The organism is Streptomyces sp. NPDC053513, assembly GCF_044544765.1.
Classification (GTDB): domain Bacteria; phylum Actinomycetota; class Actinomycetes; order Streptomycetales; family Streptomycetaceae; genus Streptomyces; species Streptomyces litmocidini.
This window is the reverse complement of sequence record NZ_JBITXP010000012.1, coordinates 178,552-191,733: the sequence shown is the minus strand read 5'-3', so window position 1 is coordinate 191,733 and position 13,182 is coordinate 178,552. Positions and strand designations below refer to the sequence as shown.

The window sequence follows — 13,182 nt, the reverse complement described above, 5'->3', positions numbered from 1 at the left end:
CGGGTACCGTCCCGCAGGGCGCGGGGCTCGGCTGAGCGGGCGCTTAGAAAAGAGGCCCGCGTCACACCGTTCAGGCGGTGACCCGTGCGGTACGTACGGGTAACTTCCCTTTCAGTCCGCCCACTCCGCACCCTCATGGAGCCGTGATGCCCGAAGCCGTGATCGTCTCGACCGCCCGCTCGCCCATCGGCCGGGCCTTCAAGGGCTCCCTCAAGGACCTGCGGCCGGACGACCTCACCGCGACCATCGTCCAGGCCGCCCTGGCGAAGGTTCCGGAGCTGGACCCGCGCGACATCGACGACCTGATGCTCGGCTGCGGCCTCCCCGGCGGCGAGCAGGGCAACAACCTGGGCCGGATCGTCGCCGTGCAGATGGGCATGGACCACCTGCCGGGCTGCACGATCACCCGTTACTGCTCCTCCTCGCTGCAGACCTCCCGCATGGCGCTGCACGCGATCAAGGCGGGCGAGGGCGACGTCTTCATCTCGGCCGGTGTCGAGATGGTGTCCCGCTTCGTGAAGGGCAACTCGGACTCGCTGCCGGACACGCACAACCCGCTCTTCGCCGAGGCGGAGGCCCGTACGAAGGCCGTCGCGGAGTCCGAGGGCTCCACCTGGCACGACCCGCGCGAGGACGGCCTCGTCCCGGACGCGTACATCGCGATGGGCCAGACCGCGGAGAACCTGGCCCGCTGGAAGGGCATCAGCCGCCAGGAGATGGACGAGTTCGGCGTGCGGTCGCAGAACCTCGCCGAGCAGGCCATCAAGAACGGCTTCTGGGAGCGCGAGATCACCCCGGTGACGCTGCCGGACGGCACGGTCGTCTCCGCGGACGACGGCCCGCGCGCGGGCGTCACGCTGGAGGGCGTGCAGGGCCTCAAGCCGGTCTTCCGCCCCGACGGCCTGGTCACCGCCGGCAACTGCTGCCCGCTGAACGACGGCGCCGCCGCGCTCGTGATCATGTCCGACACCAAGGCCCGCGAGCTCGGTCTGACCCCGCTGGCCCGGATCGTCTCCACCGGCGTCTCCGGCCTCTCCCCCGAGATCATGGGCCTCGGCCCGGTCGAGGCCTCGAAGCAGGCCCTCAAGCGCGCCGGCCTGACGATCGGCGACATCGACCTCGCCGAGATCAACGAGGCCTTCGCCGCCCAGGTCATCCCGTCCTACCAGGACCTGGGCCTGGACCTGGACAAGGTGAACGTCAACGGTGGCGCCATCGCCGTCGGCCACCCCTTCGGCATGACCGGCGCCCGGATCACCGGCACGCTGATCAACAGCCTCCAGTTCCACGACAAGCAGTTCGGCCTGGAGACCATGTGCGTCGGCGGCGGCCAGGGCATGGCCATGGTCATCGAGCGCCTCAGCTAGTCACCACCGCCCGCTCTCCACGGCCCGAACCCGTCAACCGCACCGCGTCCGAGCCGTGACCGAATCTCCCCCAGGATGTGACCTACATCCCGGGGGAGTTCGTTTTCCCAGGTCAGAGCAGTTTCGGGACTAAACGCCCGGCAGAAATACCTGTCCAATTCGTGACGTAATGCACTGACAGCGGGCACCACCTCGGGACAAGCTGATGTAGAAGTCGGGGGATCGACTCGGAATCGGGAGTACGTCAGTGAGCGCCATGTCTCTTGCCCTGCTGCTGACCACGGCCGCTGCCACGGCCGTGGGCGCTGCTGCCCTGCACGCCGTCCACGGTCTCCGCAAGGAGGTCACCGCCCTCCGGGGCGAGCTGGTCGCCGGTCACGGCGGGACGGTTCCGGCCGCCCGCACCTCGCCCGCCGCCGAGATACGGGCCGCGGTCGCCGAGGCGCTGGCCGAGGAGCGCGAGCGCGAGCTGGCCGAGGCGCGGGCCTTCTGGGCCGCGCAGGAGGCCCGTGACGCGGCCGACGCCCCGTCCCTGCTGGGCGGTCTGGGCGGCCCGGCCGACGACGGCACCTTCTTCGTGCCGCGCCAGACCGACTTCGTGGGCCTGGAGGCGATGGCCCTGGAGGCCATGGAGGCGGAGGCCGCCGCGCTGGACGGCCCGGAGGCGCAGGACGCCTTCGACGAGTACCCCGAGGACTCGGCGGAGCTGGCCGCGGCCCGCCGCCGGCACCCCTCGCACCCGGACTTCGTGCCGGTGCAGACGCCCGTGGTCACCGACCACGAGCGGACGGTGGCCCGCCTGGAGGAGCTCGCGGACACCCGCACCGCGCTCACCGACGTCCGCCCGGGGCCGCTCGGCACCCTCGACGTGTACGTCTTCGCGGACGGCACCACCCTCTGTATGACCCCCGGTCACCGCGAGACCGCGGAGCGTCTCGCCGAGGCCCTGCGCGCGGGCCGCACCCCGGTCCTGCTCGGCGGGTCGGGCGTCTCGGGCGCCTTCGCCCTGACCTTCTCGTACGGCGACACCGACGAGGAGAACGTCTACATCCTCGCGGACCGCGTGATCGCCTCCCTGTAGGGCCCCGCCGCCCCCGGCGGCCGCCCTTCCCCGCAGGACCCCCGGCCGTCCCGCAAAGCCCGCCGAGGCCCGCCGGGGAGCCCTACAGCCCCGCGCGCTCCATCGCCTCCCGTACCAGCCTCACGGCCTCGTCCAGCTCTCCCTCGTGGGAGCCGGCCGGGGCCGTTCGCAGGACTTCGGCCAGATCGTTCCCGGCGACGGCGAGTTGGTCGCCCACCGCGAACAGGCCCGCGTCCGGCATGGTCCTCGGCTCCCGGTCGGGGTTCTCGGCGCGCTGGGCGCGCACCGCCAACTCGCGGGCGAGGGCCAGCCCTTCGGCCGCCGCGGCCTGCCGGAGGCGGCTCTGCGGGGCGGACCGCAGCCGGTCGGCGAACCGCTCCACGGCGGCGGTCAGTTCACTCGTATCGTGCACCCCGCGACCCTACGCGCCCGCCGGGCCCCCTTTCCAACGAGGCCGCCGTCACTTCACGTGCCGGCCGAGGAAGTCGCGGACGAGTCCGGCGATCTCCTCGCCGTGGGTCTCCAGGGCGAAGTGTCCGGCGTCCAGGAGGTGGATCTCGGCGTCGGGCAGGTCCCGGGCGAAGGCCTCCGCCCCGGCCGGTCCGAAGATCTCGTCGCCGCGCCCCCAGGCGGCGAGCAGCGGCGGCCGGTGGGTGCGGAAGTACTCCTGGAAGAGCGGGTAGCCGTCCAGGTTGAACTGGTAGTCCCAGAAGAGCTGGAGCTGGATCTCCTTGTTGCCGGGCCGGTCGAGGCCGGCCTGGTCCAGGGTCCAGGTCTCGGGCGGGACGTGGTCGAGCCGGTCGGCGGGCACGCCGTGGGTGTACTGCCAGCGGGTGGCCTCGGCGGTCAGCAGCTGCCGCACGTCGGCCTCGTGCGCCGCCCGGTCCCGGGCGTGGGCGAAGAGTAGGTCCCAGAAGGGGGTGAACCCCTCCGTGTAGGCGTTGCCGCTCTGGCTGACGATCGCGGTGACGCGTCCGGGGTGGCGGGAGGCGATCCGCAGGCCGATCGGCGCGCCGTAGTCCTGGATGTAGAGCGCGAACTTCTCCACGCCCAGCTGGTCGAGGAGCCCGAGGGTGACCTCGGTGAGCTTCTCGAAGCTGTACTCGAAGTCCTCGACGGCCGGTGCGGCGGAGGCGCCGAAGCCGATGTGGTCCGGGGCGATCAGGTGGTACTCGTCGGCGAGCTCGGCGATGAGCCCCCGGTACATGTGCGAGCTGGAGGGGAAGCCGTGCAGCAGGACGAGGGTGGGGTTCGCCGGGTCTCCGGCCTCCCGGTAGAAGACGTCGAGGCCGTCGACGGTGGTGGTGCGGGCGCGCAGGGCGAATGCGGACATGACTGACTCCCCGTTTCCGGTCTCCGGTCGAGAGAACGAGCGTTCTCCCGGTGCCCTGTAGACTACGAGAACGATGGTTCTCCACGCAAGGGGTGATCGGACGATGGATGCGGAGACGGCCGAGCTGAAGCTGCTCGACACCGCGGAGCGGCTCTTCGACGAGCGGGGGGTGCAGGCCGTCGGCATGGACACCCTCCGCGCCGCCTCGGGGGTCTCCCTGAAACGGCTCTACCAGCTCTTCCCGTCCAAGGACCTGCTGGTCGAGGCCGTCCTGCGGCGCCGCGACGAGGCCGTGCGGACAGGGCTCGCCGAGCACGGCGCGCGGACCGCGGAGGGGCCGTACGAGCGGGCGCTCGCGGTCTTCGACCGGCTGGCCGACTGGTTCGCGGAGCCCGGGTTCCGCGGCTGCACGTTCATCAACGCCTTCGGGGAGCTCGGCGGGGTCACCCCGGCGGTCGCCACGATCGCCCGCGACCACAAGGCGGCCCTGCGGGCGTACTTCGCCGAGCAGACGGACGCCCTCGGCGTCCCGTCCGTCCTCGCCGACCAGCTGGCCCTGCTCGCCAACGGCGCCATGGTCGTCGCGGGCATCACCGGCTCCCCGGAGCCGGCCGCCCAGGCGAAGGCGGCGGCCCGCGTCCTCCTCGACACGGCCCGCCCTGAGAACGCGGCCCGTCCCTGAGGACACGACCCGCCCCCGGGAACGCGAACTCCGCCGAGAGACACGCCCTGCCCCTGAGGACGCGGGAACGCCCCCGGGAACGCGGAAGGGCCCGCCCGGCGCGAAGCCGGACGGGCCCTTCCCCCCGAGTCGGGGGGTGCGTCAGTCGTCGCCCTGAAGGATCGACAGCAGACGCAGCATCTCCAGGTAGATCCACACCAGGGTCATGGTGAGACCGAAGGCGGCCAGCCAGGCCTCCTCGCGCGGCGCGCCGTAGGTGATGCCGTCCTCGACCTGCTTGAAGTCGAGGGCGAGGAACAGGGCGCCGAGGACGATGCCGATGATGCCGAAGACGATGCCGAGGCCGCCGCTGCGGAAGCCGAGGCCGTCACCGCCGCCGAAGACCGAGAACAGCAGGTTGACCGCCATGAGCAGCACGAAGCCCATCGCGGCGGCCATCACGAAGCCGTAGAAGCGGCGGGTGACGCGGATCCAGCCCATCTTGTAGGCGAGGAGCACGCCGGCGAAGACCGACATCGTGCCCAGGACCGCCTGGATGACCACGCCGTCGGCGATGTACGTCGAGACGGCGGCGGAGATCACTCCGAGGAAGACGCCCTCGAAGGCGGCGTAGCCCAGGATCAGCGCGGGCGACGGCCGGCGCTTGAAGGACTGCACCAGCGACAGGACCAGCGCGACCAGACCGGCGCCGACGGCGATGCCGTAGGACTTGCCGAGGTTCGCCGGGTCGACCGGCAGCAGCAGCCAGGACAGGACGGCGGTGACCACGACCGTGCCGAGCGTCATGGCCGTACGGCTCACGACGTCGTCGATCGTCATCACGTTGCCGCGGGCCTGCTGCGGGGCGCCGAGCTGGGTGTCCTGCGGGGCGTACGGGTTGGTCGCGTACGGGTTCGCGGCGCCCTGGGCGTAGGGGTTGCCCGTGGCGTACGGGTTGGTTCCCACGGCGGGGCCCCCGGCCTGCGGCTGCTGCGCGTTGAAGCCCGCGTAGCCCGCGTCGCGGCTGAACCCCCGTCGCGAGAAGACCGGGTTGCTGCTCCTCATCTCACTCCTCCATGGCAGGCCGCGCGGCGCGGCCTTGCGTCAAGGGTAATGCGTAGGCAAAAGAAAGACCCTAGTGCTCGGGGAGGATCTTTTCCCGTAAGTTTTCGATCTTCGTCGGCAGCGGACCTCCCCGTCCGGCCAGGCTCTTCCCGTCGAAGAACACCCCTACCCCGGGAGAGCCCCCTTGACCGCCGAGCCCCACGAGACCTGGACCCTGCGCCACGCCACCGCGTGGGTCTTCACCGCGAACGGGCACCTCACCAGGCCCGTGATCCTGGCCGGCGACGCCGGCGCCGAGCTCGCCGACCTCGCCGCGCGCGCGGACCACGCCTCGTACTCGCTGCTCGCCGAGCTGAAGGCGCGCGGCCACGACCTGGTCCTGCTCGGGCTGCCCGCCGACGGCTCCATGACCGGCGACGGCGGGATCGTGCAGAACACCGTGACGCGCGCGCTCGCGGAGCGCCTGGGCGACGCCCCGCTGACCGTCGGCGGCACCGGGCAGGGCGCCCTCGCCGCGCGCTACGCCCTGGCGGGCATGGAGTACCAGCGGATCGACCACCGAACGGGGGTCTTCTTCTCCCACGACGGCGCCGACCCGGAACTGGAGGACGAGGCCGAGCTGAGCCGCATGGGCGGGCGGCCCCGGATCCCGCGCTTCCTGCGGCTCGTCGGCGAGGGCGTGGTCGACGGCCTGGCCGGGGAGACCGCCGACGACACGATCACCGGCGGGACGGCGTCCCCGGGCGGCCCGCTCCTCCCCGAGGAGTACGGCTCCTGGCTGCTGGACCGGCTGCCGCAGTAGGCGAACCGTGGTGCCCGGAACCGGACTCGAACCGGTACGGCCCGAAGGCCAGCGAGGTTTAAGCTCGCCGTGTCTGCGTTCCACCATCCGGGCGTCGCCGCGAAGCTCCGCGTCGGCACATGAGCCTATCGGGGCGACTTCGCCCGATCAGCGGAACAGCGGCCCGATGTTGTCTTATTTTATTGACGCCTGAGGGTGCGTCAGTGCAGGTGAGGGCCCTTTCGACAAACTGTGACGGGGGTCGCAGGCGCAAAGCCGCACCCCCTGGAATGACGAAAAGTCGTCGCACTTCTGTCACGTCGGCTCGACGGCGTCCCTCAGGGGCGCCGTCATACCAAAGGAGGACGGGACACCCTCCCGGTCAGACTCCAGACTGCCCCCGGAACCGGCACAGGGACGGACGTCCCGCGCCGGAACGCTCGACACGATGGAGGGGTTCCCGAATCGCAGTCGCAGTGACAGGAGTCCTCCCGTGACCACCACCCCCACCGTGTCCCGCGCCACCGCGGTGGCCGCCCGCGCCACGGACCTCACGAAGGTCTACGGCCACGGCGAGACCCAGGTGGTCGCCCTCGACCACGTCACCGTCGACTTCCGGCAGGGCGAGTTCACCGCGATCATGGGCCCCTCGGGCTCCGGCAAGTCGACGCTCATGCACTGCGTCGCCGGCCTGGACTCCTTCTCCTCCGGCTCGGTCCGGATCGGCGAGACGGAGCTCTCCACCCTGAAGGACAAGCAGCTCACCCAGCTGCGCCGGGACAAGATCGGCTTCATCTTCCAGGCCTTCAACCTGCTGCCGACGCTGACGGCCCTGGAGAACATCACGCTGCCGATGGACATCGCGGGCCGCAAGGCCGACCAGCAGTGGGTCCAGCAGGTCATCGACATGCTCGGCCTCTCCGGCCGCCTCAAGCACCGCCCCACCGAGCTCTCCGGCGGCCAGCAGCAGCGCGTGGCCGTGGCCCGCGCCCTCGCCTCCCGCCCCGAGATCATCTTCGGCGACGAGCCCACCGGAAACCTGGACTCCCGCTCGGGCGCCGAGGTCCTCGGCTTCCTGCGCAACTCGGTGCGGGAGCTGGGCCAGACCGTCGTCATGGTCACCCACGACGCGGTGGCCGCCTCCTACGCGGACCGCGTGATCTTCCTCGCGGACGGCCGGATCGTCGACGAGATGCTGCGCCCGACGGCGGACGGCGTCCTCGACCGCATGAAGGCCTTCGACGCCAAGGGCCGTACGAGCTGACGCACCGGCGTCACCCCGTACCCGCCCCTCCTCCCAGGACTCCAGGACCCACCCATGTTCCGTACCGCCCTGCGCAACGTCCTCGCGCACAAGGCGCGGCTGCTGATGACCGTCCTCGCCGTAATGCTCGGCGTGGCCTTCGTCTCCGGCACCCTCGTCTTCACCGACACCCTCTCCCAGGCCTTCCGCAACCAGTCGGCGAAGAGCTACGACGACGTGGCCGTCGCCGTCAGCCTCCGGCCGAACCCGGAGGAGGCCGTCAAGAACCCCGGCCTCTCCCAGCGGACCGTCGACGAGGTCGCGAAGCTCGACGGCGTCACCGCCGTCGCCCCGCGCGTCGACGGCTTCGCCGGCGTGCCGGACAAGAACGGCAAGCTGATCGGCGTCGGCTGGTCCAACAAGGGCACCAACTTCGCCCCCGGCAAGGACGGCAAGGACCCGGCCCTCGCCTTCACCACCGGGACCGGCCCGGCCGCGGCCGACCAGATCGCCCTCGACAAGGACACCGCCGACAAGGGCGGCTACAAGGTCGGCGACCGGGTCCGGGTCGCCACCAACGGCCCGGTGAAGGAGTTCACCCTCTCCGGCGTCTTCACCACCGAGGACGGCGCCGTCAACGCGGGCGGCAGCCTCGTCGTCTTCGACGCCCCGGTCGCCCAGAAGCTCTACCTCAAGCCCGGCTACTACTCGGACATGAACGTCACGGCGGCCCCCGGCGCCGATGCCGAGAAGCTCCGCGACGAGGTCCTGAAGGTGGTCCCGAAGGCCGCCACCGCACAGACCGGCCAGGCCCTCGCCGACCAGCAGGCCGAGGACATCGAGGCCGGCCTCGGCGCCCTCAACCAGGTCCTCCTGGGCTTCGCCGGCATCGCGCTCTTCGTCGGGATCTTCCTGATCTCCAACACCTTCACGATGCTGGTCGCCCAGCGCACCAAGGAACTGGCCCTGATGCGCGCGGTCGGCGCCTCGCGCCGGCAGATCACCCGCTCCGTCCTGGCCGAGGCCGGCATCGTCGGCCTGCTCGCCTCCGCCGTCGGATACGTCCTCGGCATCGGGCTCGCCTCGGCCCTGCGCTCCGGCATGGCCGCCTTCGACATGAAGGTCCCGGACGGCGAGCTGGTCCTCGGCGCCACCCCGGCCGTGGCCGCCTTCGGCGTCGGCGTCGTCATCACCACGCTGGCCGCCTGGCTGCCCGGCCGCCGGGCCGCGAAGATCCCGCCGGTCGCCGCGATGAACAGCGTCCACGCGACGCCCAACGCCAAGTCGCTGGTCGTACGGAACTCGATCGGCGCCGCGATCACCGCGATCGGCGCCGTCCTCATCGTGCTCGGCGCGAACACCGGCGGCGACGAGGGCCGCATGACCATCGCGGGCGGCGCCTTCGCCACCCTCATCGGCGTCATCGTCCTCATCCCGTTCCTCGTCCGGCCCGTGATCGCCCTGATCCGTCCCCTCTTCGAGACGGTCTTCGGGATCTCCGGCAAGCTCGCCGGCCTCAACGCGGTCCGCAACCCGCGCCGCACCGGCGCCACCGGCTCCGCGCTCGCCATCGGCCTCACCCTGGTCACCGGCCTCTCGGTCATCGGCGTCAGCGCCGGCCAGGCCCTGGACAAGATGACCGTCGACCAGATCAAGGCCGACTACATGGTCACCATGGCCAGCGGCGGCGGCCTGTCGCACGAGGCCCTGACGGCCCTGGAGAAGGCCCCGGGCGTCACCGCCGTCTCCCCGCAGCAGGCGGGCGCCTTCGACCTCAAGGGCACGTACGTCTCCGCCTCCGGCGTCACCCCCGGCGACATCGGGAAGGTCCTCAAGGTGGAGGTCGTGAACGGCTCGCTGGCGTCCCTCGGCGAGGGGAAGATCGCCGTCGCGGAGAAGACCGCCACGAGCCGCGGCCTGAAGGTCGGCTCCGGCGTCCCGGTCGAGTACCTGGACAAGAAGAAGGGCACGCTGACCGTCGGCGCGATCTACCAGGACAGCGAGTTCCTCTCCCCCGTCCTCGTGGACGCGAAGATCCTCGACGCCCACGACCCGCAGCCGTACATCCCGCAGATCTTCGTCTCCACCGACGGCGGCCCGAGCGACGCGAACGAGCGGGCGCTGGCCAAGGCAATGGGCGACAACCCGGCCATCACCGTCCTCGACCAGAAGGACATCCGCGACACCTTCGGCGGGCAGATCAACCTCCTGCTGAACATCATGTACGGCCTGCTCGCGATGGCCCTGCTCATCGCCGTCCTCGGAGTCGTCAACACCCTCGCGATGTCCGTCTTCGAACGCCAGCAGGAGATCGGCATGATCCGGGCGATCGGTCTCGACCGGCGCCGGGTGAAGCGGATGGTCCGTCTGGAGGCCGTGGTCATCTCGGTGTTCGGCGCGGTCGTCGGCATCGGCCTCGGCACCTTCCTCGCCTGGGCCCTCGGCAAGACCTTCGAGAGCAGCCTGCCGGGTTACGCCCTGGTCGTGCCCTGGGACCGGATCGGCCTCTTCGTGGTCCTGGCGGCCCTGGTCGGCGTCCTCGCCTCCCTGTGGCCGGCCCGCAGCGCGGCGAAGCTGAACATGCTCTCCGCGATCAAGGCCGAATAGCCGGACCCGCACGGAGAAGAGGGCCGGACCCCCGAGCGGGGGTCCGGCCCTCCCCCGTTCACTCCTGCCAGACGCGCGGCCGCAGCGCCGTCCCGCTCCTTCCCGACTCCGGGGTCTTCACGGCGAGGAACTGGTTCACGCCGATCCGGTTGCGCTCGAAGGAGACCGCCGAGGCCGCCATGTAGAGCCGCCAGATGCGGGCCCGGCCGGGCGAGGTGAGCCGGACCGCCCGGTCCCAGCCGGCCTCCAGGTTGGCCACCCAGCGGCGCAGGGTCAGCGCGTAGTGCTCGCGGATCGCCTCCACGTCCCGGACCTCGAATCCGGCGTCCTCCAGGGTCGTCAGGGTGCTGCCCATGGGCGAGAGTTCGCCATCGGGGAAGACGTACGCGTCGATGAAGGCGTCGATCTCGTAGGCCTCCTCGTCGGGCTCGGGGCGCCGGGAGATCTGGTGGTTCAGGAGCCGTCCGCCGGGCTTGAGGAGGCCGTACAGGGTGTCGGCGTACTCCCGGTACTTCACGGAGCCGACGTGCTCGGCCATGCCGATCGAGGAGATCGCGTCGTACGGGCCGTCGGTGACGTCCCGGTAGTCCTGGACGCGGATCTCGATCAGGTCCGTGAGGCCCTCGTCGGCGATCCGCTTGCGGGCGTAGACGGCCTGTTCGCGGGAGAGGGTGACGCCGACGACCCTGGCGCCGTACTCGCGGGCGGCGTGGAGGGCCATGGAGCCCCAGCCGCAGCCCACGTCGAGGAGCCGGTCGCCCTCCTTGAGGTTCAGCTTGCGGGCGATGAGGTCCAGCTTGTCGCGCTGGGCGTCCTCCAGGGTGCCGTCCTCGGTCCAGTAGGCGCACGAGTAGACCATCGAGGGGCCGAGGACCAGCTCGTAGAACTCGTTGCCCACGTCGTAGTGGTGACTGATCGCCTGCTTGTCGCGGCGCTTGCTGTGCCGGCTGCCGCTGCGGCCGCGCATCTCCTCGGCCGGGGGCTTCGGCGGCGGAAAGGGGCCGGCGATGCGCAGCAGGGCGCGGGCGGCGGCGCGCAGCTTGGGGTCGCGTACGGAGTCCAGCAGGCCCCTGGTCTCCTCGCCGCGCTCCCACAGGAGGCCGGAGAGGCTGTCCAGGAGCGCGTAGAGGTCCCCCTCCACGTCGATCTCGCCCGCCACCCAGGCGCGGGCGAGGCCCAGTTCGCCCGGCTTCCAGATCAGCCTTCGCAGCGCCCGGCGGTCGCGGACGATCAGGACGGGACCACCGACGGGCCCGGCCTCGCTGCCGTCCCAGGCTCGCAGACGGACCGGGAGCGGCCCGCCGAGGAGTTCCTCGGCGAGGGTCGCCAGCCGCGACGCGGCGTCGGCCATGGTGCACACCTCCGTGATCTTCAAAGCCCCAGAAATGTTCGTCACCAAGGGAACACCGTCGGTAGGCGTCGCAGTCCCGAATCGGCGCAACGAGTCGGCAAAACACGCGAAGGGCCGTCCGCACCACGGATGGCGGACGGCCCTTTTACGGCCTTGCGTGTACTGCTGGTCCTGCTGGTACTTCCTGTACTGCTCGCGTACTGCGGGGTGTTGCTAGGCCTTGGCCTTCTCCTGCGCCGGGGCGGCCGGCGCGGGGGCGGGCTTGGCCGCCTCGTAGAACTCCTCGCGCGGCGTCTCCATGGCGCCGAGCGACACGACCTCGCGCTTGAGGAACATGCCGAGGGTCCAGTCGGCGAAGACGCGGATCTTGCGGTTGAAGGTCGGCATCGCCATGCCGTGGTAGCCACGGTGCATGTACCAGGCGAGACGGCCCTTGAGCTTGATCTTCATCTTGCCCATGACGATCATGGCGACGCCCTTGTGCAGACCGAGTCCGGCCACCGCGCCCTTGTTGGCGTGGCTGTACTCCTTCTGCGGGAAGCCGCGCATGCCGGCCACCACGTTGTCGCCGAGGACCTTGGCCTGGCGCAGGGCGTGCTGGGCGTTCGGCGGGCACCAGGCGCGCTCGCGCGGGACGCCGGCCTTGATCGCGGCCATGTCCGGGACCTGGGCGTTGTCGCCCGCGGCCCAGACGTAGTCCATGCCGTTGACCTGGAGCTTCTCGTTGCAGTCCACGTGGCCGCGGGGGCCGAGCGGCAGACCGAAGCGGGCGAGCGCCGGGTTCGGCTTCACGCCGGCGGTCCAGACGATGGTGCTGGAGTCGACCTCGAGGCCGTTCTTCAGCACGACGTGGCCGTCGACGCAGGAGTCCATGGAGGTCTCGAGGTAGATCTCGATCCCGCGGGACTCCAGGTGCTCCTTGCCGTACTGGCCGAGCTTGGGGCCGACCTCGGGAAGGATCTTGTCGGCCGCGTCGACCAGGATGAAGCGCATGTCCTCGCGCGACACGTTCTGGTAGTACTTCGCGGCGTCGCGGGCCATGTCCTCGACCTCGCCGATCGTCTCGGCACCGGCGAAGCCACCGCCGACGAAGACGAAGGTCAGGGCCTTGCGGCGGACCTCCTCGTCGGTGGTCGAGTCGGCCTTGTCGAGCTGCTCGAGGACGTGGTTGCGCAGGCCGATGGCCTCCTCGATGCCCTTCATGCCGATGCCCTGCTCGGCGAGGCCGGGGATCGGGAAGGTGCGCGAGACCGCGCCCATCGAGATGACCAGGTAGTCGAACGGCAGCTCGTACGCCTCGCCGACGAGCGGCGCGATCGTGGCGACCTTGCGGTCCTGGTCGATGGTGGTGACCCGGCCGGTGAGCACCTCGGCTCCGCGGACGACGCGTCGCAGCGGGACGACGACGTGACGCGGGGAGATGCTGCCGGCGGCGGCTTCGGGGAGGAAGGGCTGGTAGGTCATGTACGACCGCGGGTCGACGACCGTGACGGTCGCCTCCGCGTAGCGCATCTTCTTGAGGATGCGCCGAGCTGCGTACAGGCCTACGTACCCGCCGCCTACTACGAGGATCCTGGGACGCTCCGTGGTGCTCATGGGATCGAGTATCCACCCCTCCGGAGGGGGGTGCTCGTGCGCCCCTTCACAAGCTTCGGGGAGACCTCTGCTACACTCCGCCGCCCACGTGATCCAC

At 71.0% G+C, this 13,182-nt stretch carries 11 protein-coding genes and 1 tRNA gene; 6 read left to right on the top strand and 6 right to left on the bottom strand.

Annotation, left to right across the window (positions count from 1 at the left end; translation table 11 throughout):
* Positions 1 to 146 precede the first annotated feature (146 nt).
* Complete coding sequence (locus ACIGW4_RS22305; protein ID WP_123459209.1) at positions 147 to 1,367, top strand: acetyl-CoA C-acetyltransferase; 1,221 nt, start codon at positions 147 to 149, stop codon at positions 1,365 to 1,367.
* 247 nt (positions 1,368 to 1,614) lie between these two features.
* A complete protein-coding gene (locus tag ACIGW4_RS22300; protein WP_123459208.1) occupies positions 1,615 to 2,448 on the top strand; it encodes a hypothetical protein in 834 nt (277 codons plus the stop codon).
* Positions 2,449 to 2,530: 82 nt separating this feature from the next.
* Here the strand turns inward: ACIGW4_RS22300 and ACIGW4_RS22295 are convergent, their stop codons facing one another.
* Together ACIGW4_RS22295 and ACIGW4_RS22290 are read right to left on the bottom strand one after the other, a co-directional pair.
* Positions 2,531 to 2,860 carry a hypothetical protein gene (locus tag ACIGW4_RS22295; RefSeq protein ID WP_123459207.1) on the bottom strand — a complete coding sequence of 110 codons (330 nt, stop codon included), beginning with the start codon at positions 2,858 to 2,860 and terminating at the stop codon, positions 2,531 to 2,533.
* Positions 2,861 to 2,908: 48 nt separating this feature from the next.
* Positions 2,909 to 3,781: an alpha/beta fold hydrolase gene (locus tag ACIGW4_RS22290; RefSeq protein ID WP_399582458.1), complete on the bottom strand. Its 873-nt coding sequence runs from the start codon at positions 3,779 to 3,781 to the stop codon at positions 2,909 to 2,911.
* 103 nt (positions 3,782 to 3,884) lie between these two features.
* Between ACIGW4_RS22290 and ACIGW4_RS22285 the strand changes: the two genes are divergently transcribed.
* Entirely contained in the window at positions 3,885 to 4,463 is a 579-nt protein-coding gene (locus tag ACIGW4_RS22285) for a TetR/AcrR family transcriptional regulator (protein WP_399582457.1), read from the top strand.
* Positions 4,464 to 4,604: 141 nt separating this feature from the next.
* Here ACIGW4_RS22285 and ACIGW4_RS22280 read toward each other — a convergent pair whose 3' ends face one another.
* Positions 4,605 to 5,507 (bottom strand): Bax inhibitor-1/YccA family protein, encoded by a 903-nt coding sequence (locus ACIGW4_RS22280; protein WP_123459204.1) that lies wholly within the window; start codon positions 5,505 to 5,507, stop codon positions 4,605 to 4,607.
* 184 nt (positions 5,508 to 5,691) lie between these two features.
* Here ACIGW4_RS22280 and ACIGW4_RS22275 point away from each other — a divergent pair, with 184 nt between their 5' ends.
* Positions 5,692 to 6,309, top strand: coding sequence for a hypothetical protein (locus ACIGW4_RS22275; RefSeq protein ID WP_399582454.1), 618 nt, complete (start codon positions 5,692 to 5,694; stop codon positions 6,307 to 6,309).
* 8 nt (positions 6,310 to 6,317) lie between these two features.
* Here ACIGW4_RS22275 and ACIGW4_RS22270 read toward each other — a convergent pair.
* A tRNA-Leu gene (locus tag ACIGW4_RS22270) sits at positions 6,318 to 6,402 on the bottom strand.
* A gap of 379 nt (positions 6,403 to 6,781) precedes the next feature.
* On the opposite strand from ACIGW4_RS22270, the gene ACIGW4_RS22265 reads away from it, so the two are divergent.
* The gene (locus ACIGW4_RS22265) at positions 6,782 to 7,552 is read left to right on the top strand and encodes an ABC transporter ATP-binding protein (RefSeq protein ID WP_030690353.1); all 771 of its coding nucleotides are present in this window, start codon (positions 6,782 to 6,784) and stop codon (positions 7,550 to 7,552) included.
* A 54-nt stretch (positions 7,553 to 7,606) separates the two neighbouring features.
* The gene (locus ACIGW4_RS22260) at positions 7,607 to 10,138 is read left to right on the top strand and encodes an ABC transporter permease (protein WP_123459202.1); all 2,532 of its coding nucleotides are present in this window, start codon (positions 7,607 to 7,609) and stop codon (positions 10,136 to 10,138) included.
* Positions 10,139 to 10,196: 58 nt separating this feature from the next.
* Here the strand turns inward: ACIGW4_RS22260 and ACIGW4_RS22255 are convergent, their stop codons facing one another.
* Together ACIGW4_RS22255 and ACIGW4_RS22250 are read right to left on the bottom strand one after the other, a co-directional pair.
* Positions 10,197 to 11,489 carry a cyclopropane-fatty-acyl-phospholipid synthase family protein gene (locus ACIGW4_RS22255; protein WP_123459293.1) on the bottom strand — a complete coding sequence of 431 codons (1,293 nt, stop codon included), beginning with the start codon at positions 11,487 to 11,489 and terminating at the stop codon, positions 10,197 to 10,199.
* A gap of 213 nt (positions 11,490 to 11,702) precedes the next feature.
* Entirely contained in the window at positions 11,703 to 13,085 is a 1,383-nt protein-coding gene (locus ACIGW4_RS22250; protein ID WP_123459201.1) for an NAD(P)/FAD-dependent oxidoreductase, read from the bottom strand.
* Between the last annotated feature and the right edge of the window lie 97 nt (positions 13,086 to 13,182).